The organism is Acinetobacter sp. CIP-A165, from assembly GCF_000367985.1.
In the GTDB taxonomy this organism is placed as follows: Bacteria; Pseudomonadota; Gammaproteobacteria; order Pseudomonadales; family Moraxellaceae; genus Acinetobacter.
Genome location: NZ_KB849202.1, coordinates 1,430,494 through 1,456,028, shown reverse-complemented (window position 1 = coordinate 1,456,028; position 25,535 = coordinate 1,430,494). Strand labels below are relative to the sequence as shown.

The window sequence follows — 25,535 nt, the reverse complement described above, 5'->3', positions numbered from 1 at the left end:
CTAAAAGATGTAATTGCATAAATAGGGAACTCTAGTTTTTATTATCCAGCTATAGTGATATCTCAGTGTTAAAGTTTTAATGGTTATCTGAGCAGTCAGATAGGTTTTAAGCTAGGCGAATTCAAACATGAGGTGCGACAGTTTGAAAAGTCTTATGATAATCAACAAGCTGAGCAAATTTCTCTAATGGTGTAAGCCAATCTAACGCTTTTCTAGGACGAGTATTCAGTGACATGGCAACTTGATTTAAATAATGCTGATCTGCCTGATTTAAATCAATCCCTTTAGGTAAATATTGCCTAATTAAACCATTCATATTTTCGCATGTGCCTTTTTGCCAGGGTGAATGTGGGTCACAGAAATATACATCTATGCCTAAATCTTCTTCAAGTATTTTATGTTCTGCCATCTCGCGTCCACGGTCATAGGTCAACGTTTTACGCAGTTCTGCAGGTAAATATTTCAGAGCTTCAGTTAAAGCCTTGCGCACTGATTCTGCCTTTGCATCAGGTAATGTTGCCAAGATACAGAGCCGTGTATTTCGTTCAATAAGTGTTGCTATCGAACTTTTATTGTCTTTACCTTTAATTAAATCAGCTTCCCAATGACCCGGTATTTTTCTTTCTTGAACTTCGGCTGGGCGCTCATGAATAGTTTTAATATCCTGTAATATAGAATCTTTTTTAGGTTCACCGTTAGCTTTTCGCTTTTTATTTTCATGACGCAGACAGGATAATAAGTCTTTTTTCAACTCACCCTTTGGTAATGCTCGTATCGTTGAATAAATCGTTGTATGGCTTACATTCATTGTTTGATCCAAATCAGGAAATGTCTTTAAACGCTTTGCTATTTGCTGAGGAGACCATAAACAACGGATCGCTTCAACAATAAATTTCCAGAGGATTGAATCGATTTTGAGTTTTCTGTGACCACGTCTACGTCTAGCGAAGGTGTTATCAGAAGCATATCGAGCTTGATAAACGTCATTGATGCTATTTCTTTTAAGCTCACGATAGATCGTACTAGGATGTCTTTTAATGAGTTCAGCAAATTTTCTGGCTGAAAAGCCTTCTTTTCTTGACTCAAGCATTAATGCAGTACGATCTTCAAAGTTAAGATGATGGTATGACAATTTTATATACTCCATAAACCCTTTAAATTAATTAGGTGGTTTATGTCGCACTTCAAGTTTTACTCTGCCCTATTTTGTAGTAGGCAATGCCTAGATCTTTAAATCAAGCACTGGGATAACATGATCTCATTTAACTTATATGCTCACGGTGGCTAAAAAATTCTATTGGTATTTTCTTTAAATAAAAAAATTATATATTTAGTCATAGAATAATTTATTGTGAAAATAATAATTTTTTTTTAAATGTGATTGACCTTATTGATGCGAGACGTGCTCCAAACGGTCGCTATTTGTTGATATTTCTCATTGCTATCGCCAGTGAACCTATAGGTTTCAGTTATTGTTCATCTATCTATTTATTATATTTTTTTGTTTGTGCTTTAAATAAATCTGTTGATTTCAAATTACATCACAGATGAATTATTAAAATAATCACTATTTTTTACTTAGGTTTTGTTTTGCAAGAATTATGTAATGTTTGGTAGCTTATAGGGAAAATAAAAAAACTCTCTGTACAATAAAATTTCACTCTTTCTTCACTCACTTAAGACTAAATTCGATTTTACTCATTTAAGACCAGATTCAAACATAACGTTAATTAATTAGACTTCATTTTTCTCAGTTCAAGTTCAAGGCAAAGGAGCAACCATGACTCTACTATTGATATTGCTTAGCTTGTTGATTCAGTTTGTTATACTGTGGGCTGTATTTTATTTCGAACTCAATCGAACAACCGGTAGTATTCTTTCTATTCTCATCGCTATCCTGTGTAGTGTTTTTATCACACCGTGGAGTTTATTGATTGGATTACCGATCATCATAATGAGTGTGATTTTACTCATTCCTCCCTTGTGTGAAGCCCTTATTAGTCGTCCCGCTTTCAACATACTCTCCAAGGCGATGCCAAGTATGAGCAGCACAGAAAGAGAGGCGTTAGAAGCAGGCACAAGCTGGTGGGAAAAGGAATTATTCATGGGTTCTCCCGACTGGGAAAAATTTGATGAGTATCCTTATCCTCAGCTCTCAGTAGAAGAACAATCATTTATAGATAATGAAGTGCAGCAATTGTGCTCAATGCTAGATGAATGGAAAATTCATCACCATGATAAAGACTTGCCGCCTGAAGTTTGGCAATTCGTCAAAGATAAAGGTTTTTTAGGGTTAATTATTCCCAAGTCATTTGGGGGCAAAGAATTCTCACCTTTTGCACAAAGCCGAATTATGAGCAAAATTGCTTCGCGTTCATTGACTGCTGCCGTGAGTTGTATGGTTCCAAATTCACTGGGTCCCGGTGAGTTGTTGCTGCATTATGGAACTGAAGCACAGAAGCAGCGTTATTTGCCCGGTTTAGCAAACGGAACGGAAGTACCATGTTTTGGTTTAACCAGTCCAGAAGCGGGTTCAGATGCGGGCGCGATTCCAGATACAGGTGTGGTGTGTTATGGAACATATCAAGGTCAAGAAGTCCTTGGTCTGAAAATGAATTTTTCCAAGCGCTGGATCACACTTGCACCGATTGCAACTGTTATTGGTTTGGCGTTTAAACTCCATGATCCAGATGGCTTGTTAGGGGACAAAAGCAAAGGCGAATATGGCATTACCTGTGCCTTAATTCCTGCAAGTCACGAAGGCATAAAAATTGGAGCAAGACACAATCCCGGTGCACCATTTATGAATGGTACGGTTGAAGGGACAGATATTTTTATCCCGATTGATTGGATTATTGGTGGTCAGCAAAATGCAGGTAAAGGCTGGCGCATGCTGATGGAATGTTTAGGTGTCGGTCGTGGTATTTCACTGCCTGCATTGGCAACGGCTGCGGGTGAAATGAGTTATCTGTTGGTCGGTGCTTTTGCCAGTGTTCGTCAGCAGTTCAAAGTGTCTGTTGGGCAGTTCGAAGGTGTGCAAGAAGCGACCAGCGATATCGCCAGTGATGCTTATATGCTGGAGTCATTCCGCTACTTAGTAACCTGTGGTTTGAACCAAGGCGGAACACCCGCAGTAATGACCGCGATGGCGAAGTACTATGCCACTGAAGCGATGAGAAAAGTCATTAATCATGGCATGGACGTTGTAGGTGGACGTGCAATTCAACTTGGGCCGCGTAATTTCCTTGCGTTGACTTATCAATCAATTCCAGTTGCGATTACAGTTGAGGGCGCCAATATTCTGACACGTTCTTTGATGATTTTTGGTCAAGGTTCGATGCGCTGTCATCCCTATTTATTCGAAGAGTTACAGCTGTTGCAATCGGAAGATAAAGCATCTGCCTTAAAACAATTTAATCCACTATTGTTTAAACACCTTGCTTATACATTCAACCGTGCAGCAAAAGCAGTTGCATTTGGCATCACAGGTGGCTCAGATCATGGTTCTAAACAGTCTGATCAATTTTCAAAACCTTACTACAGCATCATCAACCGTATGAGTGCAGATTTTGCCTTGACAGCAGATATGGCTCTCGGTATTTTGGCGGGGGATTTAAAACGTAAAGAAATGCTTTCAGGACGTTTGGCTGATATCCATTCTTATTTATTCATCGCAACTGCGATTTTAAAATATTATGAAAATGGTCAACGAACTGAGGCTGAACAGAAGCATGCAGAATTGGCACTAAATAAAGCGTTATATAATGCACAAGAAGCATTTTTCGGATTTTACGAGAATTTTCCAGTCAAGATAGCAGCTCAGTTGGTGAAATTGATTTGTTTCCCATTTGGTCGACCTATTTCAAAACCTTCTGATCAACTTAAACAAGATGTTGCTCAATTACTTTTACAGGAACATGCGTTCCGAGAAGAGTTGAAAAAACATGTTTATTATACAACTGAAGAAAATGATGTGATGGGAAGAATGGAGTCAACATTCCAAATGCTGCTCACTGTGCAACCCCTATGGAATAAGTTTAAAAAAGCTGAATCCAAAGATCAGTTTAAAGGGCTTACTTTCGAAGAGCACATTGCGGATGCAGTATCGGTTGGTTTCATTGACTCAGGCGAAGCAGAAAAGCTCTTGCAATACAACGCAAAACGCTATGACAGCATGCTGACCGATATCTTTGATGAGCATTTAGAAAATGATTTGATCCCAGAAAATCCTCATCTAAAAAGTTAATAAAAGATAGAAGTGTAGAAAAGCGAGTTATGTATGACTCGCTTTTTTATTTACCAATTCTGTTTTTTCAATACTTCGTCTAAATCAATCTTGTTTGTTCTTATAAAAAATCAACAAAAATATATGCTTATTCAATAATTTTATACTATGATGCATTGAGTAGCTTAATCAATTGCGTTCGAGCTTCACATAAATTTCATGTCAAATTAACTAAAATCAAAACTATAAAAAAGAGATGGGTCAGGAAGAATCAATGCTTAAATTTTTTCTGCGATGGATAGACAGTTGGTCGATAACGCATACTTCCGAGACAAATGAGTTTGATACTTCAAAAACCTCAAAAGATCCGAAAATTCAGTGGCTCAGAATTCTACCATTTATCATATTGCATCTTGCGTGTTTAGCCGTATTTTGGGTCGGCGTCTCATGGTTTGCTGTGTTTTTCATGCTGATATTTTATTTTATTCGAATGTTTGCGATTACCGCATTCTTCCATCGTTATCTATCGCATAAGACATTTCAAACCTCTCGAGTTGTACAATTTATTTTTGTGCTGATTGGCACAATGAGCGCTCAACGTGGTCCACTATGGTGGGCGGCACATCATCGTTATCACCATCGATATACCGATACGGATCATGATCCACATTCATCAAAACATGGGTTTTGGTACAGTCATGTGGGTTGGTTTTTAAATGAGCAGAATTTTTCTACCCGTAAAGAAGTGATCAAAGACTGGCTTAAATTTCCTGAGATTGTGTGGCTAGATCGGTTTAGTTTGCCTGTGGTGTTGATCACGGCTTTGGCCATTTACGGTTTTGGTGAGTGGTTAGCCGGTGCTTATCCAAGCTTCGGTACATCGGGTTTACAGTTGCTGGTTTGGGGTTTTGTTGTTTCAACTGTTTTGTTGATCCATGCGACTTTATGTATCAATTCGCTTGCGCACCTCTATGGCAGTCGGGACTTTGAAACCCCAGACAATAGTCGAAATAATCTATTCTTATCCATTATCACATTAGGTGAGGGATGGCATAACAACCACCACTATTATGCAGGTAGTACCAGACAGGGTTTCTTTTGGTGGCAAATAGATATTACCTATTATCTTTTAAAAGTCATGTCTTGGCTGGGACTGATATGGGGAATAAAGCCTGTGCCACAACGTATTTACACTGCACGTAAAAGCCAACTCAAAAAATTCAAAATGAACTCAAATAAAATTCATAGCAAGGAGTCTTGATGAAGATTGCAATCGTAGGCTCTGGTATTTCAGGCATGTATGCTGCGTGGAAATTATCTAAACAGCATCAAGTCACTATCTTTGAGAAAGAAAATTATTTTGGTGGTCATACTGATACGCATGATTTATCGATTGATGATAAAAACGTGGCGGTTGATAGCGGTTTTATTGTGTTTAATGATTATAACTATCCCTTATTCAGTGCCATGATTGCTGAATTGCAAGTAAAAGCTCAAAGCAGTGATATGAGTTTTTCAGTTAATAATCAGGTGACAGGGCTACAGTACAACCCTTCAAAAAAATGGTCACTATTGACCAGACCACACAACTTTTTAAATAAAAACTTTCGGATCATGTTGTCTGATTTAATTCGTTTTTATCAGGACAATAAAGATGTTTCGGTAGATGAGTGTGATGCTGATTTAACAATTGAAGACTATTTAAATAGAAATGATTATTCGCAGGTGTTTAGACACGAACATCTATATCCAATGTGTGGCGCACTTTGGTCAAGTCCTGTCGATCAAGTGGGCAAAATCCCTTATAAGTTTGTGGTGAGTTTTTTTCAACACCACCGTATGTTGCAATTAAAAGATCGACCGCAATGGCAGACGGTAAAAGGTGGGTCGGCATCTTATATTCACGCAATTCGAGCGGCTTGTCCTTCCATACAGTGGAAGAATGCCCCAGTGCAACAGGTAATACGTGCTGATGATTCCGTTACGATTATTACCGAAAAAGATCAGGAAACTTTTGACTGGGTTGTGTTTGCTAGTCACGCGGATGACACTTTAAAGCTGATCCGAAATCCTTCGGCAATTGAGCGAGATATATTAGGCTGTTTCGATTATCAAGATAATTTTATGGTCGTGCACAGTGACAGCTCGATCATGCCAAAACGTCGATCACAGTGGGCGAGTTGGCATGTGCATGTGACAGCTCAAGATCAGTCTAATACAAAATCTAAAGTGAATAATGTGCATTATGGATTTACCTATTGGATGAACAGTTTGCAGAAGCTGCCGTGCAAAACACAGGTATTCTCGACACTCAATCCGAATATGCCAATTGCAAAAAACAAGATTTATGTCGAACGTCATTATCGACATCCTGTATTTGACAAAAAAGCAATCCAAGCACAAGCGCGTTGGTATGAACTAAATGGCAAAAATCGCAGTTCCTTTTGTGGTGCGTATTGGGGATGGGGATTCCATGAGGACGGAGCAAGTAGTGCTGAACGTGTAGTCGAACCTTTACTGAAGATATCTGATTGATATTGGGAGTGATGATATGTTTAATGATTCACTTTCTATCGCAAAAGCAAAAATCAGGCATCGCCGTTTTGCGCCCAAACTACATCACTTCGAGGCATCGTTGAGTTATCTATGCTTTGATCCCGATCAAATAACGGAAAATTTGGGCAAATCATGGCTGTGTTCTACACGTCGCTGGAATATCTTAAATATTTATGAAGATGATTTTCTTCGAGAGCACACAGGGACAATCAGACAGAAAATAAAAAAAATCCTGTTGCAGCAAGCCGATACCATTTTGTCAGCTCAAGCAGAAATTCGTGTATTGGCTTTACCGCGAACGCTTGGTTTTAGTTTTAATTCGGTGGTGTTTTATTTTGTTCTCAATCAGCAGCAACAACCTATTTTTATATTAACTGAGATTAGCAATACGCCGTGGAATGAACGGAAAGTCTATGTACATGATTGCCGACATAAATTCCAAAACCATAGCCAATATGAGGCGGTAGAGTTCGAGTTTGAGAAAAGTTTCCATGTTTCCCCATTTATGCCAATGGACATTCAATATAAATGGAAGTTTAGTTTTTCTGACGTGCAGCATGTCATTCATATGCAACTGTATCAGTCGCAAAAAATGATTTTTGATGCAACGATGCGCTTCAACTTGGTGAACATCACACTTCCTTCACAGCTCAATCGATATGCTATTCATCATGCCTTCGAACCTTTCAAGATGTTAGCTTCAATTTATATACAAGCATTTCATCTGTGGCGAAAGAAAGTTCCTTTTTATCGGCATCCTAAAAAAGATAAGGATTTAAAACAACATGATGAAAACGCTAATTTTCGGTGAACACGATTCACTGCCTTTGGTTCTACGAAGCTTGCTTAAACTTCGTCATGGTCAAATTCATTTTCGTGGAGAATGGAATGGCACTGTTGGTGAGGTTTCAGATTTAGAAGCGACGATAGAGGTTCATAATAAAGAGTTAATCAATCTCATTTTTAAAAATGGTGTGCTCGGCGCGGCTGAAGGTTATATTCAAGGCTATTGGAGCAGTGAGCATCTAGTGGAAGTGATTCAGATATTGGCGAGAAATCGTCATGTGCTAGACAAAATCAACCAAAATGTCATTTCTCAAGTGAGTCAACTGGCGTTAAAAGCGTGGTACAAAACCCGTAAAAACTCACTCACAGGCAGCCGTAAAAATATTGCTGAACACTATGATCTGAGCAATGATTTCTTTAAGTTATTTCTCGATTCTTCAATGATGTATTCCAGTGCAGTGTATCAGCACAAGGACATGACTTTAGAACAAGCTTCAGACTATAAAAAAGAGTTGATCTGCCAAAAACTACAACTCAAGCCGATGGATCATTTGGTTGAGATTGGAAGTGGTTGGGGTGGTTTTGCAATTTATGCCGCGCAAAACTACGGTTGTAAAGTCACCACCATTACTATTTCACAAGCTCAATATGACGAAGCAACCAAACGCATTGCAGATGCTGGCTTGAGCCACCGTGTAGATGTTCAACTTAAAGACTATCGTTTATTGGAAGGTAAGTTCGACAAATTAGTCTCTATCGAGATGATCGAAGCGGTGGGCGAGCAATATTTATCGACCTATTTTAATAAATGTAGATCTTTATTAAAACCCAATGGCTTGGGCTTGATTCAAGCGATCACGATTGAAGACGCACGTTATAAAAAAGCGTTGCATACCGTGGATTATATTAAACGCTATATTTTCCCTGGCAGTTTTATTCCGTGTATCAGTGTGTTGACCCAAGCTGCATCTGAACAACAGTTACGTTTAAAACATCTTGAAGATATTGGTTTGAGCTATGCGGAAACCATTCATCAATGGCGGGAGCGGTTTTTAAATGCCAAAGCGCAAGTTTTAGCGCTAGGTTTTGATGAAAACTTTATTCGAATGTGGGATTTCTATCTTTGTTATTGCGAAGGCGGCTTTAAAGAAGGGGTGATCAGTGATGTGCATCTCTTATTTGAAGCAAGTCCGTATTAATAAGTCACTTATTTGATGCATTAAGGAGGCAGTATGTTGTGGCAATTGTTTTTACTTGATGCAGTGGTGATGACCGTTTGTTGGTTATGGGCAACATACAATCATCGTGCAGGCATCGTTGATGTGGCATGGAGTTTTTGTATTGTTCTTAATATCGTCATGACAGCATGGTTGGTTGACGTTGCCCCAGTCAATGTCCAGTTATTCATTGGAATATTCAGTTCAATCTGGTTCTTGCGTTTGAGTTGGCATTTGTTACGCCGTTATTTAGCAGAGCATGAAGAAGATCGACGCTATGCCAATATGCGTCGTGCGATGGGGAAATATCAACATCTTGGTTTTTTCGCTTTCTTTATGTTTCAAGCAGGCTTGGCGATGTTGTTTACGATTCCAATGTGGAGTTTGCTCAATGTTCCAAGCGCCGTATGGAGTGTTCAAAGCAATGATTTTCTGATTATTGCGGGCATGATCATGGCAGTTGCTTTTATCGGTGAGGTGATCGCAGATCAACAACTTTATCGGTTTAAGCAAAACACGCAAAATCATGACAAAACCATGGATCAAGGGCTATGGCGTTATTCACGTCATCCAAATTATTTCTTTGAATGGATACATTGGTTTGCTTATCCAGTTTTAGGATTGGCAGCTGGTTTATATAGCTTGTGGATATATCCAGTGTTGATGTGGTTGTTCTTGTACTACATCACAGGTATTCCATTTAGCGAACAACAGGCTTTAAAGAATCGAGGTCAAAATTATCTCGATTATCAAAAACGAACTTCTATGTTTATTCCGTGGAAACCCAAAGAGTAGGTACGCGCATGGACTTTATTATTCAAAAATCATTAAAACTCGTTGAGAGCGGTCTAGTACCTGATCAGGCGATTCGTGCTGCAATCCGTGCATTGAGCAAAAAGCGCTTGATTCAAGAAGGGCGCTATGACCCTGAACAAGGTGCTCAACGTTATATGGATGTGCTGAACATGCTGAAGCACAGTGAAATTGCAATCGAAACGGACAAAGCCAACGAGCAACATTATGAATTGCCAACTGCTTTTTTTCAGGCTGTTTTAGGAAAAAGGTTAAAATACAGTGCATGTTTCTTTCCACATGAAAAAACCACGTTGGATGATGCAGAGGAATTTTCGCTGCACATTTATAGTGAGCGGGCGCAATTGCAGGATGGTCAACACATCTTGGAGCTTGGATGTGGTTGGGGTTCATTTACATTATGGATGGCAGAACGCTATCCCAATGCAAAAATTACTGCCGTATCTAACTCCGCAACTCAACGTAAACATATTTTGGCGGAAGCCGAAAAGCGTCATTTAAATAATATTGAAGTGATGACTTGTGATGTCAATGTCATTGAATTAACAAAGAATTCATTTGATCGCGTGGTTTCCGTGGAAATGTTTGAGCATGTCAGAAACTATCACAAGCTGTTTGAGAAAATTCAATCATGGCTTAAAACGGATGGATTGTTATGGTGTCACATTTTTTGTCATCGTTTTTTACATTATCCTTTTGAAATCAAAAGTGAATATGACTGGATGTCGAGATACTTTTTCTCAGGTGGATTGATGCCGGCAAGTTCAACTTTTTTACACTTCCAAGATCATTTAGAACTTGCACAGCATTGGCAATGGTCAGGTACTCATTATGAAAAAACTGCCAATGCTTGGCTGGAAAATATGGATCGCAACGCTGAACAATTAAAACCACTTTTTGCAAAAGTGTATGTACAAGATGCTGAGGCATGGTGGCAACGTTGGCGTATATTCTTCATGGCTTGCGCAGAGTTATTTGGTTTTGAGCAAGGTCAAGAATGGGTGGTTGGTCACTTCCTGTTCAAAAAGAAAGCCGTATAATGAAATGAGAATCTGCTAGTAGATCAGCCTATGTTTAGACGCAATAAAAATGATGCAAATACGCATCCACTCAGTGAGATGTTTAATCGCCATTATTGGTTGCAAATTGGGCTGATCGCACTTTCGATTATTATCGGAATAGCCTGTAGTGCTTGGGTCATCAAGGGCTCATTGTTAAAAACGGCCCTTGAACAAGAAATGGATCACTATTGGATGCGAATTGAGCGTAATCCCAATACTGATCTGCCTGATACAAAAAATTTATATGGCTATCGTTGGGAAACTGAAACACCACCAATGGCATTTAAACATCAAGTTTTAAAAGCAGGAGTGCATCGAATATTTGTTGATGGTAAAGAGCGAATGACGGTGTATGGCGAACAAAAAGGGCAGCATGTGCTGCTGGTTTTTGGCGAAAGCAACGTCAATAAAATCGTTTGGATGTTCGGTCTCGCGCCTTTGATGTTTAGCCTCATCGTGTTGTATAGTTTTTTATGGTGGTCTAACCGTCGAGCGCGACGATATTTTTCACCGATCACACGATTGGCAAATGCTTTAGAACATATTGACTGGGCGCATCAAAATAAAGAAGCATCTCCATTTCAAGGGATCAGTACCAATGGCAATATGGAGGCTGAATATCTGAAGCAAGCATTAGAAAAATATCACCAAGTGCTGAATGACTTTATCAACCGAGAACGCGAGTTTACTGGTGATGTGAGCCATGAGTTACGCACTCCGCTTACGATCCTAAAGGGAAATGTGCAACTGTGTCAGTCTCGTTATGGCAATGACAAATCTTTAAGTCGTATTTCGAATACCATCGAGGATATGCAACTACTTGTTGATACTTTATTGGCAATCGCGCGGAATACGACCAACACTTTAACGGCAGAGCAAATTTGTCTATCGAATATTATCAGTGAATTGGTTGGTGATCTCGAGTCCGTCGGCCAAACTAAGGGCATTGAAATCTTGGTTCAATATGATCCGCACGAATTTCCAAGACTTATCTATCCTTCGATGACCAAGATGGTGCTGAGCAATATTTTACGCAATGCATTGAATTACTCACAAGGGACACATATTCATATTATTCAACGCAAGAATAGTATTGTGATCGCTGATAATGGTATCGGAATCAACATGCCAAATGATTCTAAAGTACAAGAGTTAAACGCAAGTCAGCTTCAAATTAAAGCAAAAGGGCATGGTATTGGATTACAACTGGTGCAGAAACTCTGTAATCAATTGGGGTGGCGTGTAGAGTTGTTTGATCGACAATACTATTTAAACACACACCCGCACCTTCAACTCGAGAATACAACAGGTCTAATTGTTGTTGTTTATATGAACTAACTTGAGTGATCTTCTAATGCGACCTTTAATCCAACACCTGAAACGGTGTGAATCAGCTTTTGTTGAAACGGTTTATCAACCATTTTACGTAAATTATAAATATGACTACGTAAGGCATCACTTTCTGGTTCTTCATCGCCCCAAAGCTCAATAATAATTTCTTGTTTGGTAATGACTTTGGGCGAGTTTCTCATCAAAATTTTTAATAATTTAAATTGAATGCGTGCCAAATCGATTTGTTGACCAGCACGAGTTACGGTCTGAGTGGAACTGTCTAAAATAAGATCGTGGATCTGAATTTTGTTTGAAGAAACTTCGCCAAGAGAGCGTTTGATTAAAGCACGTATGCGCATGACCAATTCATTAAAATCAAAAGGTTTAACCAGATAGTCATCTGTACCAGCAGTAAATCCTTTTAATTTATCATCTAGCGTATCTCTCGCAGTCAGCATCAACACCGGAATATCTTTGCCTTGATCATTCCGCAACCATTCACATAAATCATAACCTGATCCATCAGGTAAATTAATATCAAGCAATAACAAATGATAGGGTTGATGCTTTAGAAAATTTCTTGCAGCATCTAGATTCCGCGCATGGTCGATCACAAAGCCATGTTCTTCTAAAAACTCGCATACAGTTGCAGCAAGCTCATAGTGATCTTCGACCATCAGAATAAATTGATTGTTCATAATTAGATTCAAGTTATTGATTTAGTAGTTGTTGCTTTAATTTAGCATTGAATGGCGAACTTCCAAACCAAATTTTGAAATACTGATTGGCTTGATTGTCAGTGATTTTTCCCAGTGGCTTTTGATTTAAAGATAATGAAAGGGTTTGATTGGATTGAGTATATTTTAATGAATATAGATCACCTTTTCGTACAGGTTTATACAGTGCTGTAATTCGATTTAAAGGTGAGTTTTCTGAAAAGTCAGGAATATTTTTCTTGAGGAAATGTGTTGCTGCACGTTTGAATGCCCATTCAGGAATGTCACGAGTGTAGAAGAAATCTAATTGAATATCTTGCGTTTCCCATTTTTGTGTACAGTCTGCTGCATAGTAGCTCACATTACCGACCTCTTTTTTGGTGACGATAAGGGCGGCATTTTTACACAATTGCGTATTCGCAGAACTCTGAGAGGCAGTCGTTAATAAAAAAAGTGTACTCGATAGCAGTAATAAATTTCTGTAATAGCCATGCATCTCAGACCTCAATATTTAAAAGTTAAGTTGTCTATCTATCCTTCGCTTTAATCATGAAGGTGCTCAATTTATTTCCATGATTTTCTACTGGGGTGAGCTGGATTTTAAGTTATTTTTAAAAGGTAAAATCATTGAGTAAGCTTTGCCGACATAAGGCAGAGAACGAAAAAGTCCATCGGCAGGATCCCAGTAATCTTGTTGGAAAACGATCTGATTTGAACCATTGATCTTGATTTGGGTGATGCCATAGGATGCCATCGATTTAGTACGACCAAACATTTTAAAATCATAGGCCATATACCAATGTATATAAGCTGAATCACTTTGATGTGTGGCACTGACCAGTTTTACAGTCACATTACTCACACGCTTATTCATACCTTCAAAATGTTGTATTAAATCTTGTTTATTGGAAAATTGAGAAAGTGTGTCATTTATAAAAAGCTGATCTGCATACAGTTGACTTGCATTTTTTACGAAATCATCTGTTCCTAACGTATTAAAAGCGGTAACGAAGCGTTGACCAATTATTTGAGCTTTTTCATTGTCTAGCGTGATCCCTGTTATTTGTTTATCTGCATTTTGATAATCAGATGTATAACTTGGAACACTTTTACATCCGACTAATGAAATCAAGGTCAGCGTTGAAACTGCTAATGTTCTGAAGAGAGCCATATCTAATATCCAATTCCACTTTAAGATCTATACTAAAAGTGTTGATGTGAACAGGATGTGAACAAGTTCGATAAAAATAAAAGCGTTTTTTATAAAAATTTGAAACTCGCTCCCAAAGCTGTGCGTGACTTTGGAAGGAGCGGGAGACGATTGATCAGATCACTTGGCGTAAATCACGTGAGGTTTCCATCAGTAAAGGCAAAATATGAGTGATTAAATAATCTTTTGTTGTACGCATGGTGGGCGAGACGATATTTAACGCCGCAACAACATCTGCATTCGAGTCATAGATCGGCACAGCAACAGCATGTACGCCAAGCTCATGTTCCTCACATGAGTAGCACCAATCTTGTTCTTTAATTTCATGTAGAAGTGCTAAAAATTCCTCACTATCGGTATGTGTATATTTGGTCAATCGTTTGAGTGGATATTTTTCCAACCATTGTTTTTGTGCATCCAAATCAAGATGCGCAAGTAAAATTTTACCTGCTGAAGTGGCATGTGCAGGGAGTCGATTACCAAGATGCAGACCGTATGGATTCACTCGATCGGTTTGTTGATGTGCCGCACTACGTGCAATCGTAATGGCTTCATAGCCATCTAAAACCATAACCGAATAAATCAATGAAGTCTGATTGGTGAGCAAATTGAGTAAAGGCTGACAGATCTTAGGTAGTGGCGAACCATCTAAGTAAGCACCTGAAAATTTAAGGATTTTAGGGGCTAAAAAATAATAATGGCCATCAAATTCTAAATAGCCTAAGTATTCTAAAGTAAGTAAATGGCGTCGAGCAGCGGCACGTGTCATGCCTGTTTTTTCCGCCGCGGTACTAATGTTTAAGCGGTGTCGTTCTGGACCAAAACATTCCAAAATGGTTAAACCTTTCGCAATGCCTGCAATAAAGTCCTCATGCCGAATTGATTTTTTATTTTCACTGTGATGAATAAATCGAACAGTTTTTTCTTGATCACGATCCATATGGCGAAACTCCGATTCGTCTTTTTAATCTCTCGTTATTAGTCTAATCAAAAGGCGACTGTTTTACTTGGATAATGTTCGATCATCGAACATAAAAATCATATATCGAACAAAATACACTTTAAAGCATAGAAGTACGTTCAAAATTTATCAAGAATAAATACAAGCAATCCGAACAGAACACTCAACTTCATTGGCTCGCTTTTCGGCCTGAAAGATTGAGTGACTTATCGTACAGGAAGTAGGCAGATGATTGATAAGAGTAGCACCTCATTGACCGAGGTTTTATCCCAAATAAAAGACGGTTCAACCATTATGATTGGTGGTTTTGGCACCGCAGGACAACCCGCTGAACTGATCGATGGCCTCATTGAACTCGGTGTCAAAGATCTGGTGATCGTCAATAACAATGCTGGCAATGGCGATTATGGTCTTGCCAAACTTCTAAAAACAGGCGCAGTCCGTAAAATCATCTGCTCTTTCCCACGCCAATCTGATTCATGGGTGTTCGATGAACTCTACCATGCAGGAAAAATCGAATTAGAACTTGTCCCACAAGGCAATCTCGCTTGCCGTATCCAAGCTGCGGGTATGGGTTTAGGTGCTGTATTTACGCCGACTGGCTTCGGAACATTATTGGCAGAAGGCAAAGAAACCCGTCATATCGATGGGAAAGACTATGTCCTTGAATATCCAATCAAAGCGGACTTTGCTTTGATCAAAGCCTATAAGGGCGATCGTTGGGGCAACCTTGTCTATAACAAATCTGCGCGTAACTTTGGTCCGATTATGGCCATGGCTGCTGATGTCACCATTGCTCAAGTCTCTGAAGTGGTTGAACTCGGTCAGCTTGATCCTGAACACATCGTTACCCCTGGGATTTTTGTTCAGCATGTGGTTGCGGTTGACGCAACAACACCTGTCACTGCGCAATAAGGAGAATAACAATGAGCTATCAAAAACTCAGCCGTGACCAGATTGCAGCACGTGTGGCACAAGATATTCCTGATGGTGCCTATGTCAATTTAGGTATTGGCTTACCCACTAAGATTTCAAATTACTTACCTGCGGATAAAGATGTTTTTCTGCATTCTGAAAATGGTTTATTGGCATTTGGCCCACCACCAGCCAAAGGTGAAGAAGACCCTGAGCTGATTAATGCAGGTAAAGAATATGTGACCATGCTCACAGGGGGATGCTTTTTCCATCATGGTGATTCCTTTGCCATGATGCGTGGGGGTCATTTAGATATCGCGGTACTGGGTGCATTTCAAGTTGCAGCCAACGGTGATCTTGCCAATTGGCATACAGGTGCAGCCGATGCGATTCCTGCTGTGGGTGGTGCAATGGACTTAGCCGTAGGTGCAAAGAAAGTCTTTATCACTACCGATCATGTCACCAAACAAGGTGAACCTAAGATCGTTGAAGAGCTTTCGTATCCAGCCACAGGTTTGAAATGTGTTGATCGTATTTATACCGATCTGTGTGTGATTGATGTGACCACAGAAGGTTTAAAAGTGATTGAGAAAGTGGTTGGTCTTAGCTTTGAAGAACTACAGGCTTTGACGGGTGCTCAATTGATTGATGCGACGCAAGTATAAGGATTGAAATCCCCCAAAATCCCCCTTTGTTAAGGGGGACTTCACCAAAACAATAGAGTGAAGTCTCCCTCCTTTTAAAGGAGGGATTAAGGGAGGATTATAGGGAAAAACATATGAAAAACGCTTATATCATTGATGCGATTCGCACCCCCTTTGGACGTTATGCAGGTGGTTTAGCGCCTGTACGTGCTGATGATCTGGGTGCAGTTCCGATTCAAGCCTTAATGCAACGTAATCCAACGGTCGATTGGCAACAGGTGGATGATGTGATTTACGGCTGTGCCAATCAAGCGGGTGAAGATAACCGTAATGTGGGGCGTATGTCCGCATTATTAGCTGGCTTGCCCTATCAAGTCCCTGCAACCACAGTAAACCGTCTTTGTGGTTCATCTTTAGATGCGATTGCCATGGCAGCGCGTGCGATTAAAGCGGGTGAAGCAAATCTGATCATTGCGGGTGGTGTCGAAAGCATGAGCCGTGCACCGTATGTGATGGGGAAATCAGACAGTGCTTTTGGGCGTAGCCAAAAGATTGAAGACACGACTATGGGTTGGCGTTTTATCAATCCAAAGCTCAAAGAAATGTATGGTGTAGACACCATGCCACAAACCGCTGAAAACGTAGCGGAACAATTCAATATCAATCGTACCGATCAAGACCAGTTTGCCTTGGTGAGCCAACAACGCACTGCTGCAGCGCAAGCCAAAGGCTTTTTTAAACAAGAGATCGTCCCAGTCACGATTCCGCAACGTAAAGGTGATGCGGTCGTTATCGATACTGATGAACATCCTCGTGCATCGACCACCATCGAAGCACTGACCAAACTCAAAGCTGTAGTGAAGGCAGAAGGTACCGTCACCGCGGGTAACGCTTCGGGGATTAATGATGGTGCGGCAGCACTGTTGATCGCCTCAGATGAAGCGGTTGCTCAATACCAACTTAAGCCACGTGCCAAAATCATTGCAGCAACTACGGTGGGTGTTGAACCACGCATTATGGGTTTTGCACCTGCACCTGCGATCAAAAAGTTACTGAAACAAGCCAACCTGACTTTAGCTCAGATGGATGTGATTGAGTTGAATGAAGCATTTGCAGCTCAAGCTTTGGCAGTAACGCGTGATTTAGGTTTGGCAGATGATGATGCGCGTATCAATCCAAATGGTGGTGCGATTGCCTTAGGTCATCCACTCGGTGCATCGGGTGCACGACTGGTCACCACAGCCTTGAATCAGCTTGAGCAAACAGGCGGTAGTTATGCCTTATGTTCAATGTGTATTGGGGTCGGTCAAGGCATCGCTTTGATTATTCAGCGAGTTGAGTGAGGACTGCTATGAGTCAGTTATACGCCAGCTTATTTTATCAGCCTGATGTCACTACCATATTTAGTGATCAAGCTTTATTGAATTATATGATGCAAGCCGAAGTGGCTTTGGCTAAAGCTCAGGCTCAGGTCTATGTCATTCCTATAGCAGCCGCAACGATGATTGAACAGGTTGGTCAATCCGCATCAGAAAAAATTGATTTCGATGCTTTGGCAGTAGCAACGGGTTTAGCTGGAAATATTGCGATTCCGTTTGTGAAGCAATTTACAGCGATTGTGAAGCAGCATGATGAAGATGCTTCTCGCTATGTGCACTGGGGGGCGACCAGTCAAGACATCATTGATACTGCGACGATTTTACAGTGTCGTGATGCCTTGGGATTGATCGCAAAGCAACTTCAATCTGCATATCAAATTTCTCTACAACAGGCTGAGCGTTATCGTGACCAAGTGATGATTGGGCGTACATGGTTGCAGCAAGCTTTGCCAATTACATTAGGGCATAAGTTTGCACGTTATGCGGCTGCATTAAAACGTGATCTTGATCGTTTGCAAGCAATGAAAACCAGAGTACTCACTGCACAACTGGGTGGTGCTGTAGGTTCATTAGCATCTTTGCAAAATCAAGGTTCTGCTGTGGTTCAAGCCTTTTCAGCTGAATTAGGGCTCTCAACACCTGAATGCACTTGGCATGGCGAGCGTGATCGTATGGTTGAGATTGCTAGTCTACTTGCCATGATTGTGGGCAATGTTGGCAAGATGGCAAAAGATTGGTCCCTATTGATGCAGACTGAAATCGCTGAAGTTTATGAACCAACAGCAAAAGGGCGTGGTGGTTCATCGACAATGCCTCACAAGCGAAATCCTGTTGCAGCCGCTTCAATTCTTGCAGCTGCAAATCGCGTTCCAGCGCTGATGGCTAGTGTTTATCAAAGCATGGTTCAAGACCACGAACGTGCTTTAGGTGCATGGCATGCGGAATGGTTAGCAATACCTGAGATTTTTCAGTTATGTGCGGGCGCATTAGAGCGCAGTAATGAGGTTTTACAAGGCATAGAAGTCAATGCAGATGCAATGCAACGGAATCTTGAAACGACACAAGGTTTGATTATGGCAGAAGCAGTCATGATGGCACTTGCTAGCAAGATTGGACGCTTAAATGCACATCATGTGGTTGAGCAAGCATGTCAGCAAGCAGTTGAACAAGATACACATTTGAAAAATATTTTATCCAACTTAGATGAAGTGAATGCTCATTTCTCAGCTGAAGCATTGGATCAGCTTTTCCAGCCCGAGTCTTATTTGGGCAATATTCAGGCGCAAATTGATGCAGTACTACAAGCAGCGCAAGGAGACTCAAAATGATGATCAATATTCATAATCGTCAAGGATATCAACTTGCAGTGCAAGTGCAGGGTCAGAAAGATGCGCCAGTGATTATGTTTTCTAACTCGCTTGGAACAGATCAGGGTATGTGGCAAGCACAGGTTGAAGCATTGTCAGAACAATATCAAATCGTAACTTACGATAGCCGTGGTCACGGTGCGAGTAGTGTTATTGAGAGTAGCACTTTGCAAAACCTTGCCGAAGATGTTGTTGATATTTTAGATGCACTCAAAATTGAAAAGGCACATTTTTGTGGCATTTCAATGGGGGGCATTACTGCACTGGCTTTAGCGATCCAGTTTCCCGAACGTTTGCATAGCATTACGGTGGCAAATTCAGCTGCAAAGATTTGGACAGCAGAAGGTTGGAATGCACGTGCTGATAGTGTTGAGCAGCAAGGTCTAGCGGATATCGTCAAAACCACCCATACGAGGTGGTTTAGCGAACACTTTGATTATGCCCATGATGTGCTGGCACAGAAAACCATTCAAAGTTTAGCGGTGACACCTGTGCAAGGTTATGCACATGCCTGTCGAGCTTTAGCGGATGCAGATCTACGAGATCAACTTCAACAGATCCAAATCCCGACGTGCATTATTGCAGGTCAGTTTGACCCTGTTACCACGGTTCATGATGCAACATTTATGCATCAGTCTATTTCACACAGTCAGCTTGAAATCTTGGCAGCTTCACATTTATCGAATATTGAGCAACCTCAGGTTTTCAATCAAGCATTGTCAACGTTTATTCAGAAAATATAACCGTTTCGGGTTAGAAAGGAATTCGCCTACAAGGAGGCAACTATGGCACAGGAATTTGCTGCCCCAAAAAAAAGTATGGATGCACAGGCGCTGATTAATGATGCACCGCTTAGTAAGTATCAGTGGATGATTGCAATCATTTGTTTTCTCATCGTATTTGTAGATGGAATTGATACTGCGGCGATGGGTTTTATCGCACCTGCTTTGGCGCAAGATTGGGGCATTGACCGTTCGCAACTTGGTCCTGTGATGAGTGCTGCACTTGGCGGCATGATCATTGGGGCATTGGTCTCAGGGCCTACAGCCGATCGTTTTGGCCGTAAGATTGTTTTAACGATTTCCATGCTGATTTTTGGTGGTTTTACTTTGGCTTCTGCCTACGCCACCAATTTAGATAGTTTGGTGCTATTACGTTTCTTAACAGGTATTGGTTTAGGCGCGGCGATGCCGAATGCGACGACATTGTTCTCAGAGTATTGTCCACATCGTATTCGTTCATTACTAGTGACCTGTATGTTCTGTGGCTATAACTTGGGTATGGCAACAGGTGGTTTTATCAGTAGTTGGCTGATTCCGACCTTTGGATGGCATAGCCTATTTTTATTGGGTGGATGGTCGCCACTGATCTTGATGCTGCTGGTGATCTTTTTCTTACCTGAGTCTTATCGTTATTTGATTGTGAAAGGCAAGAATCCTGAAAAAGTACGCAAAATTTTAACCCGTATCGCACCATCAAAAGTTCAAGGGATAACCGAGTTTCATATCCCAGAAGAACAGTCTGCGGTAGCGCAAAAGAAAAATGTGTTTGGCATGTTGTTCTCTAAACAATATTCCAAAGGTACCGTTTTATTGTGGTCAACCTACTTCATGGGTTTAGTGGTGATTTATCTACTGACCAGTTGGTTACCAACTTTAATGCGTGAAACTGGCGCAACCATGGAGCGTGCTGCATTTATCGGTGGTCTGTTCCAATTTGGTGGCGTGCTCAGTGCCTTATTTATTGGTTGGGCAATGGATCGTTTCAACCCAAATCGAATTATTGCAGGTTTCTACTTTGTTGCAGGGCTATTTGCGATTGCAGTCGGTCAAAGCTTAGCAAATCCAACTTTACTTGCTGTTTTAGTTCTATGCGCTGGTATCGCCATCAATGGCGCGCAGTCTGCTATGCCAGCATTGAGTGCTCGTTTCTATCCAACCCAATGTCGTGCAACAGGAATTGCATGGATGACAGGTATCGGTCGTTTCGGTGCTGTATTTGGTGCGTGGATCGGGGCTGTTTTACTTGGGAATAATTGGTCATTCACCATGATCTTAAGCATGTTGTTTATTCCTGCAACGGCTGCTGCTGTGGCGATCTTTATTAAATCGATCGTTGCGCACACGGATGCAACCTAACTTTCTTTCAATTCGGGACAACGTCAATGAATGATGAACAACGTTATCAACAAGGTCTGAAAGTCCGTACTGAAGTACTGGGTGAAAAGCATGTCGGGCGTTCTCTAGAGAACCTAAATGACTTTAACCAAGATTTTCAGAATTTTATTAGCCGTTTTGCTTGGGGTGAAGTGTGGTCACGTGAAGGTTTGCCACGTCATACCCGTAGCTTAGTTACCATCGCTATTTTGTTGGCTTTGGGACGCGAAGACGAACTCAGAATGCATTTACGTGCTTGTTTTAACAACGGTGTGACCAAGGATGAGCTCAAAGAACTGATTTTACATAGTTCACTGTATGCAGGCTTACCAGCGGCAAATGCTGCAATGCACATGGCAGAAGAGGTTTTCAAAGAACTTGGAATAGAGGTGCTACCCATTTCAGCACAACAACAGGATTAAGGAGATGAGCATGTTTAATCATACTTTGGGTGCATATCCGCAACGGAATACTGATGATCACCCACCAGCTTATACACCGGGGTATAAAACCAGTGTATTACGCTCGCCAAAAAATGCGTTGATTTCGATCAATGAAACTTTAACCGAGGTGACATCACCACATTTTTCACCCAGCATCTTTGGCCCTAAAGACAATGATTTGATTTTGAACTATGCCAAAGAGGGTTTGCCTGTTGGAGAACGCATCATCGTGCATGGCTATGTGCGTGATCAGTTTGGTCGTCCTGTTAAAAATGCCTTATTAGAAGTATGGCAAGCGAATGCTTCAGGTCGTTACCGTCATCCAAATGACAAATTTATTGGTGCGATGGATTCGAATTTTGGTGGTTGTGGTCGTACTTTAACAGATGAAAATGGTTTCTATATTTTCCGCACCATTAAACCAGGCCCATATCCATGGCGTAACCGTATCAATGAATGGCGTCCTGCACATATCCATTTCTCATTAATTGCAGACGGTTGGGCGCAACGTTTGATTTCGCAGTTTTATTTTGAAGGCGATACTTTAATTGACTCATGCCCAATCTTGAAAACGATTCCATCTGAAGATCAACGCCGTGCTTTGATCGCATTGGAAGATAAAAACAATTTCATTGAAGCTGATAGCCGTTGTTACCGCTTTGATATTCATCTTCGTGGTCGTCGTGCGACTTATTTTGAAAATGATTTGACTTAATGGAGTAACACAATGAAAGCGTGGAATTTTCAGGAGTTGAAGGAAACCCCATCACAAACGGGTGGTCCTTATGTGCATATCGGTTTGTTACCTCAGCAAGCCAATATCGAAGTGTTTGAACACAATTTTAATCACCAATTGGTCAATGAAAAAACGCAAGGTCAGCGCATTCGTCTTGAGGGGCAAGTCTTTGATGGGCTTGGTTTACCTTTAAGAGATGTGTTGTTAGAAATTTGGCAAGCCGATGCCAATGGTGGTTACCCAAGTCAAGCCGATACGCAAGGTAAGGCCGTTGATCCAAACTTTTTAGGTTGGGGACGCACGGGTGCAAACTTTGAAACAGGTTTCTGGAGTTTCAACACCATCAAACCGGGTGCAGTAGCAGGCCGTAAAGGCACAATACAAGCGCCGCATATTGCGGTAGTTGTATTTGCGCGTGGTATCAATCTCGGTTTGCATACTCGTATTTACTTTGATGATGAAGTTGAAGCAAATGCCAACGACCCAGTTTTAAACAGTATTGAATGGGCAACACGTCGTCAAACCTTAATTGCAAAACGCACAGAAGTGGATGGTGAAGTGGTGTATCGCTTTGACATTCGTATCCAAGGCGAAGATGAAACTGTGTTTTTTGATATTTAAAGTTTTTAAATTTTAACTCAATAACCAATGATTGCTTGTTCTTGTGAAAGACAGGCAATCCATTAAGGACGATGATGATGAAAATGAAAACACTGGCAGCATTAACACTGCTTGTTAGCCCTTTATTTACGGTTCAAATGGTGCAGGCTCAAGAAAATGTTCATAGCCCAGTTCAATTGGCTGAGCTTGCCAAGTCACCAGTTAAAACTATTGTACCGATTACTGCAAAAACCAAAGAACAAGCGATCGCTCAAGCTAAAGTGATTGCAGCCAATCAAGATGCAGATCTAGCAGAATTTCGTATTGATTTGCTCGATTTTGCTGCTGATACCAAACAGGTAATTGCTTTAGGACATGAATTAAAAAAGGTATTAGGCAATAAACCAGTGATCGCTACCATTCGTACCCATAACGAAGGTGGTCAACTCACTATTAGCGATGCTGATTATGGTAAGACCTATCAAGCCTATTTAAAACAGCCTTTTATGGACATGCTGGATGTTGAAATGTTCCGTGATCAGCAGATCGTCAAAAATACAGTTCAACTGGCACATGATAAAAAAGTGCTGATCGTGATGTCGAATCATGATTTTAAGAAAACACCAAGTGAAGATGAAATCGTTAAACGTTTATTGAAACAAGATGAACTTGGTGCGGATATTTTAAAAATTGCAGTGATGCCGCAAAACAAACAAGATGTTTTTACCTTGATGAATGCCACCTTAAAAGTTAGCCAACTTTCAAATAAACCATTGTTGACCATGTCGATGGGCAAACTAGGCACAATTTCACGTATTGCGACAGCCAATATGGGGGGCAGTTTTAGCTTCGGCATGATTGGTGAAGCATCAGCGCCGGGTCAAATTGATGTGACCCAACTGAAACAGTTGTTAAAAACAGTTCAGCCGACAGAATAATTGAAAAGGATTTTTAAAATGAAAGTTATTTCTTTACGTTTAAGCGCGCTCGCAATCGGTTTAGCAGTATCAGGTTTGGCAGTAGCTGAAACTTACATCGTAGACCGTTATCAGGACGACACTGAAAAAGGTTCACTACGTTGGGCGATTGAACAAGTCAATAGCAAGCCGACAGAAGCCAGCGAGATTCTGATTCAGGCGGTAGGGGAAGCACCGTATGCAATCAAGGTAAATAGCCCACTTCCTGAAATTAAAGCACCAGTCAAAATCATTGGTACGCAATGGACGAAAACAGGCGAGCATATTGCCATTGATGGTTCAAACTATATTAAAGGTCGTGGCGTTGAGGCCTGTCCTGGCGCTGTAGAAGGGCAGTTCGGAACCAATGTACGTACAACCACTTTACCGGGAATTGTGTTACGTGACATCAATGGTGTGACCATCCAAGGTTTAGAAATTCGTCACTTCTGTATTGGTATTTTGATGAATCGTGCCAGCAACAACTTGATTCAACATAACCGCATTATGCACAACTATGGTGGCGCGGGGGTGATGTTGACAGGTGATGATGGTAAAGGCAATCCAACTGCAACCACTACCAATAACAACAAAGTCCTCAATAACTATTTCCAAGACAATGGTGATGGCTTAGAGCTAACACGTGGTGCTGCATTCAACTTAGTGGCAAATAACCATTTTATTTCAACTTCAGCAAATCCAGAGCCATCACAAGGGATTGAAATCCTTTGGGGCAATGACAATGCAGTGGTAGGTAATAAGTTTGAAAATTATTCAGATGGTTTGCAGATTAATTGGGGTAAACGCAATTACATTGCTTATAACGAACTGACCAATAACTCATTAGGATTTAACCTAACAGGTGATGGTAATATTTTAGATAGCAACAAAATTCATGGTAATCGCATTGGAATTGCGATTCGCTCTGAAAAAGAAGCTAATGCACGTATTACATTAACAAAAAATCAAATTTGGAATAATGCGAAGGATATTAAACGCTGTGAAGCAGGCGGAAGCTGTGAACCAAACCAACGTTTAGGTGCGATCACTTTTGATATTCCGGGATTAGAGCATGCACATTTTGTTGGTTCTCGTGGGCATGGTGTCAAGATTGATCCTGAAAACTTACAAAAAACTTGTCAGCAACCAAATCAACAAGGCTGTAATCCACAACCAAACCAAGCCATTCAAGCACCAAAACTGACACTCTCAAAAGGTCAACTTGCTGTTGAAGTAAAAGGACAACCAAATCAGCGTTATCAAGTCGAATTTTTTGGAAACTCGATCGCTAGTTCAAATGAAGCCGAACTTTATTTAGGTTCAGCGATTGCTGTTACCAATGCTCAAGGTGTAGCAACAGTTTCATGGAAACCAACTGCTCAAGTTGCCTCCATAACTGCCAATGTGACGGATCATTTAGGCGCTACATCTGAACTGAGTTCAGCCGTGCGAGTCAAATAAC

24 protein-coding genes are annotated in these 25,535 nt (G+C 40.8%); 19 read left to right on the top strand and 5 right to left on the bottom strand.

Annotated elements, in window-relative coordinates:
- Nucleotides 1-121: 121 nt before the first annotated feature.
- Entirely contained in the window at nucleotides 122-1,090 is a 969-nt protein-coding gene (locus tag F991_RS12385) for an IS30 family transposase (protein WP_014538385.1), read from the bottom strand.
- Nucleotides 1,091-1,780: 690 nt separating this feature from the next.
- Here F991_RS12385 and F991_RS12380 point away from each other — a divergent pair.
- The 8 genes from F991_RS12380 to F991_RS12345 all read left to right on the top strand — a co-directional run bounded on the left by F991_RS12380 (nucleotide 1,781) and on the right by F991_RS12345 (nucleotide 11,996).
- Nucleotides 1,781-4,246, top strand: coding sequence for an acyl-CoA dehydrogenase (locus F991_RS12380; RefSeq protein WP_004671818.1), 2,466 nt, complete (start codon nucleotides 1,781-1,783; stop codon nucleotides 4,244-4,246).
- Nucleotides 4,247-4,499: 253 nt separating this feature from the next.
- On the top strand, nucleotides 4,500-5,486 hold the full coding sequence (locus F991_RS12375) for an acyl-CoA desaturase (RefSeq protein WP_004671815.1): 987 nt from the start codon (nucleotides 4,500-4,502) through the stop codon (nucleotides 5,484-5,486).
- On the top strand, nucleotides 5,486-6,760 hold the full coding sequence (locus F991_RS12370; RefSeq protein WP_004671814.1) for an NAD(P)/FAD-dependent oxidoreductase: 1,275 nt from the start codon (nucleotides 5,486-5,488) through the stop codon (nucleotides 6,758-6,760). The genes F991_RS12375 and F991_RS12370 overlap by 1 nt, the downstream gene beginning before the upstream one ends.
- A gap of 16 nt (nucleotides 6,761-6,776) precedes the next feature.
- Nucleotides 6,777-7,592 carry a DUF1365 domain-containing protein gene (locus F991_RS12365; protein WP_004671812.1) on the top strand — a complete coding sequence of 272 codons (816 nt, stop codon included), beginning with the start codon at nucleotides 6,777-6,779 and terminating at the stop codon, nucleotides 7,590-7,592.
- Entirely contained in the window at nucleotides 7,567-8,766 is a 1,200-nt protein-coding gene (locus tag F991_RS12360) for an SAM-dependent methyltransferase (RefSeq protein ID WP_004671810.1), read from the top strand. The genes F991_RS12365 and F991_RS12360 overlap by 26 nt, the downstream gene beginning before the upstream one ends.
- Nucleotides 8,767-8,799: 33 nt before the next feature.
- A complete protein-coding gene (locus F991_RS12355; protein ID WP_004671808.1) occupies nucleotides 8,800-9,579 on the top strand; it encodes a DUF1295 domain-containing protein in 780 nt (259 codons plus the stop codon).
- An 8-nt stretch (nucleotides 9,580-9,587) separates the two neighbouring features.
- Nucleotides 9,588-10,637 (top strand): SAM-dependent methyltransferase, encoded by a 1,050-nt coding sequence (locus F991_RS12350; protein WP_004671806.1) that lies wholly within the window; start codon nucleotides 9,588-9,590, stop codon nucleotides 10,635-10,637.
- A gap of 30 nt (nucleotides 10,638-10,667) precedes the next feature.
- Nucleotides 10,668-11,996, top strand: a complete 1,329-nt coding sequence (locus F991_RS12345; RefSeq protein WP_004671804.1) for a sensor histidine kinase — start codon at nucleotides 10,668-10,670, stop codon at nucleotides 11,994-11,996.
- Here F991_RS12345 and F991_RS12340 read toward each other — a convergent pair.
- The 4 genes from F991_RS12340 to pcaU form a co-directional block, all read right to left on the bottom strand.
- Nucleotides 11,993-12,688: a response regulator transcription factor gene (locus tag F991_RS12340; protein ID WP_004671802.1), complete on the bottom strand. Its 696-nt coding sequence runs from the start codon at nucleotides 12,686-12,688 to the stop codon at nucleotides 11,993-11,995. The two genes, F991_RS12345 and F991_RS12340, sit on opposite strands and share 4 nt — an antisense overlap.
- A 13-nt stretch (nucleotides 12,689-12,701) precedes the next feature.
- Nucleotides 12,702-13,202: a chalcone isomerase family protein gene (locus tag F991_RS12335; protein WP_004671799.1), complete on the bottom strand. Its 501-nt coding sequence runs from the start codon at nucleotides 13,200-13,202 to the stop codon at nucleotides 12,702-12,704.
- 84 nt (nucleotides 13,203-13,286) lie between these two features.
- Nucleotides 13,287-13,877, bottom strand: coding sequence for a nuclear transport factor 2 family protein (locus tag F991_RS12330; protein ID WP_004671797.1), 591 nt, complete (start codon nucleotides 13,875-13,877; stop codon nucleotides 13,287-13,289).
- Between the two features lie 154 nt (nucleotides 13,878-14,031).
- Nucleotides 14,032-14,856 carry an IclR family transcriptional regulator PcaU gene (pcaU, locus tag F991_RS12325; RefSeq protein WP_004671795.1) on the bottom strand — a complete coding sequence of 275 codons (825 nt, stop codon included), beginning with the start codon at nucleotides 14,854-14,856 and terminating at the stop codon, nucleotides 14,032-14,034.
- A 249-nt stretch (nucleotides 14,857-15,105) separates the two neighbouring features.
- Between pcaU and F991_RS12320 the strand changes: the two genes are divergently transcribed.
- The 11 genes from F991_RS12320 to F991_RS12270 all read left to right on the top strand — a co-directional run bounded on the left by F991_RS12320 (nucleotide 15,106) and on the right by F991_RS12270 (nucleotide 25,534).
- Nucleotides 15,106-15,792 carry a 3-oxoacid CoA-transferase subunit A gene (locus F991_RS12320; RefSeq protein WP_004671793.1) on the top strand — a complete coding sequence of 229 codons (687 nt, stop codon included), beginning with the start codon at nucleotides 15,106-15,108 and terminating at the stop codon, nucleotides 15,790-15,792.
- An 11-nt stretch (nucleotides 15,793-15,803) separates the two neighbouring features.
- The gene (locus F991_RS12315) at nucleotides 15,804-16,457 is read left to right on the top strand and encodes a 3-oxoacid CoA-transferase subunit B (protein ID WP_004671791.1); all 654 of its coding nucleotides are present in this window, start codon (nucleotides 15,804-15,806) and stop codon (nucleotides 16,455-16,457) included.
- A gap of 113 nt (nucleotides 16,458-16,570) precedes the next feature.
- Complete coding sequence (gene pcaF, locus F991_RS12310) at nucleotides 16,571-17,779, top strand: 3-oxoadipyl-CoA thiolase (RefSeq protein ID WP_004671790.1); 1,209 nt, start codon at nucleotides 16,571-16,573, stop codon at nucleotides 17,777-17,779.
- Nucleotides 17,780-17,787: 8 nt separating this feature from the next.
- Complete coding sequence (locus tag F991_RS12305; RefSeq protein ID WP_004671788.1) at nucleotides 17,788-19,143, top strand: 3-carboxy-cis,cis-muconate cycloisomerase; 1,356 nt, start codon at nucleotides 17,788-17,790, stop codon at nucleotides 19,141-19,143.
- A complete protein-coding gene (gene pcaD / locus F991_RS12300; protein ID WP_004671786.1) occupies nucleotides 19,140-19,925 on the top strand; it encodes a 3-oxoadipate enol-lactonase in 786 nt (261 codons plus the stop codon). Before F991_RS12305 ends, pcaD begins: the two co-directional genes overlap by 4 nt.
- 42 nt (nucleotides 19,926-19,967) lie before the next feature.
- On the top strand, nucleotides 19,968-21,320 hold the full coding sequence (locus F991_RS12295) for a 4-hydroxybenzoate transporter PcaK (protein WP_004671784.1): 1,353 nt from the start codon (nucleotides 19,968-19,970) through the stop codon (nucleotides 21,318-21,320).
- 26 nt (nucleotides 21,321-21,346) lie between these two features.
- Nucleotides 21,347-21,760, top strand: a complete 414-nt coding sequence (gene pcaC / locus F991_RS12290) for a 4-carboxymuconolactone decarboxylase (RefSeq protein WP_004671782.1) — start codon at nucleotides 21,347-21,349, stop codon at nucleotides 21,758-21,760.
- Nucleotides 21,761-21,770: 10 nt separating this feature from the next.
- Nucleotides 21,771-22,496 carry a protocatechuate 3,4-dioxygenase subunit beta gene (pcaH, locus tag F991_RS12285; protein WP_004671780.1) on the top strand — a complete coding sequence of 242 codons (726 nt, stop codon included), beginning with the start codon at nucleotides 21,771-21,773 and terminating at the stop codon, nucleotides 22,494-22,496.
- 12 nt (nucleotides 22,497-22,508) lie between these two features.
- Complete coding sequence (pcaG, locus tag F991_RS12280; RefSeq protein WP_004671779.1) at nucleotides 22,509-23,138, top strand: protocatechuate 3,4-dioxygenase subunit alpha; 630 nt, start codon at nucleotides 22,509-22,511, stop codon at nucleotides 23,136-23,138.
- Between the two features lie 83 nt (nucleotides 23,139-23,221).
- Nucleotides 23,222-24,055 (top strand): type I 3-dehydroquinate dehydratase, encoded by an 834-nt coding sequence (gene aroD, locus F991_RS12275; RefSeq protein ID WP_171063488.1) that lies wholly within the window; start codon nucleotides 23,222-23,224, stop codon nucleotides 24,053-24,055.
- 18 nt (nucleotides 24,056-24,073) lie between these two features.
- The gene (locus F991_RS12270; RefSeq protein ID WP_004671775.1) at nucleotides 24,074-25,534 is read left to right on the top strand and encodes a right-handed parallel beta-helix repeat-containing protein; all 1,461 of its coding nucleotides are present in this window, start codon (nucleotides 24,074-24,076) and stop codon (nucleotides 25,532-25,534) included.
- Nucleotide 25,535 lies beyond the last annotated feature (1 nt).

Coding starts and splice junctions, on each gene's coding strand:
- F991_RS12360 (WP_004671810.1), top strand. CDS start 7,567: ATGATGAAAACGCTAATTTTCGGTGAACACGATTCACTGCCTTTGGTT.
- aroD (WP_171063488.1), top strand. CDS start 23,222: ATGAAAACACTGGCAGCATTAACACTGCTTGTTAGCCCTTTATTTACG.
- pcaU (WP_004671795.1), bottom strand. CDS start 14,856: ATGGATCGTGATCAAGAAAAAACTGTTCGATTTATTCATCACAGTGAA.
- pcaH (WP_004671780.1), top strand. CDS start 21,771: ATGTTTAATCATACTTTGGGTGCATATCCGCAACGGAATACTGATGAT.
- F991_RS12380 (WP_004671818.1), top strand. CDS start 1,781: ATGACTCTACTATTGATATTGCTTAGCTTGTTGATTCAGTTTGTTATA.
- F991_RS12330 (WP_004671797.1), bottom strand. CDS start 13,877: ATGGCTCTCTTCAGAACATTAGCAGTTTCAACGCTGACCTTGATTTCA.
- pcaG (WP_004671779.1), top strand. CDS start 22,509: ATGAAAGCGTGGAATTTTCAGGAGTTGAAGGAAACCCCATCACAAACG.
- pcaF (WP_004671790.1), top strand. CDS start 16,571: ATGAAAAACGCTTATATCATTGATGCGATTCGCACCCCCTTTGGACGT.
- F991_RS12305 (WP_004671788.1), top strand. CDS start 17,788: ATGAGTCAGTTATACGCCAGCTTATTTTATCAGCCTGATGTCACTACC.
- F991_RS12340 (WP_004671802.1), bottom strand. CDS start 12,688: ATGAACAATCAATTTATTCTGATGGTCGAAGATCACTATGAGCTTGCT.
- F991_RS12320 (WP_004671793.1), top strand. CDS start 15,106: ATGATTGATAAGAGTAGCACCTCATTGACCGAGGTTTTATCCCAAATA.
- F991_RS12385 (WP_014538385.1), bottom strand. CDS start 1,090: ATGCTTGAGTCAAGAAAAGAAGGCTTTTCAGCCAGAAAATTTGCTGAA.
- F991_RS12270 (WP_004671775.1), top strand. CDS start 24,074: ATGAAAGTTATTTCTTTACGTTTAAGCGCGCTCGCAATCGGTTTAGCA.
- F991_RS12350 (WP_004671806.1), top strand. CDS start 9,588: ATGGACTTTATTATTCAAAAATCATTAAAACTCGTTGAGAGCGGTCTA.
- F991_RS12370 (WP_004671814.1), top strand. CDS start 5,486: ATGAAGATTGCAATCGTAGGCTCTGGTATTTCAGGCATGTATGCTGCG.
- pcaC (WP_004671782.1), top strand. CDS start 21,347: ATGAATGATGAACAACGTTATCAACAAGGTCTGAAAGTCCGTACTGAA.
- F991_RS12355 (WP_004671808.1), top strand. CDS start 8,800: ATGTTGTGGCAATTGTTTTTACTTGATGCAGTGGTGATGACCGTTTGT.
- F991_RS12315 (WP_004671791.1), top strand. CDS start 15,804: ATGAGCTATCAAAAACTCAGCCGTGACCAGATTGCAGCACGTGTGGCA.
- F991_RS12365 (WP_004671812.1), top strand. CDS start 6,777: ATGTTTAATGATTCACTTTCTATCGCAAAAGCAAAAATCAGGCATCGC.
- F991_RS12335 (WP_004671799.1), bottom strand. CDS start 13,202: ATGCATGGCTATTACAGAAATTTATTACTGCTATCGAGTACACTTTTT.
- F991_RS12345 (WP_004671804.1), top strand. CDS start 10,668: ATGTTTAGACGCAATAAAAATGATGCAAATACGCATCCACTCAGTGAG.
- F991_RS12295 (WP_004671784.1), top strand. CDS start 19,968: ATGGCACAGGAATTTGCTGCCCCAAAAAAAAGTATGGATGCACAGGCG.
- F991_RS12375 (WP_004671815.1), top strand. CDS start 4,500: ATGCTTAAATTTTTTCTGCGATGGATAGACAGTTGGTCGATAACGCAT.
- pcaD (WP_004671786.1), top strand. CDS start 19,140: ATGATGATCAATATTCATAATCGTCAAGGATATCAACTTGCAGTGCAA.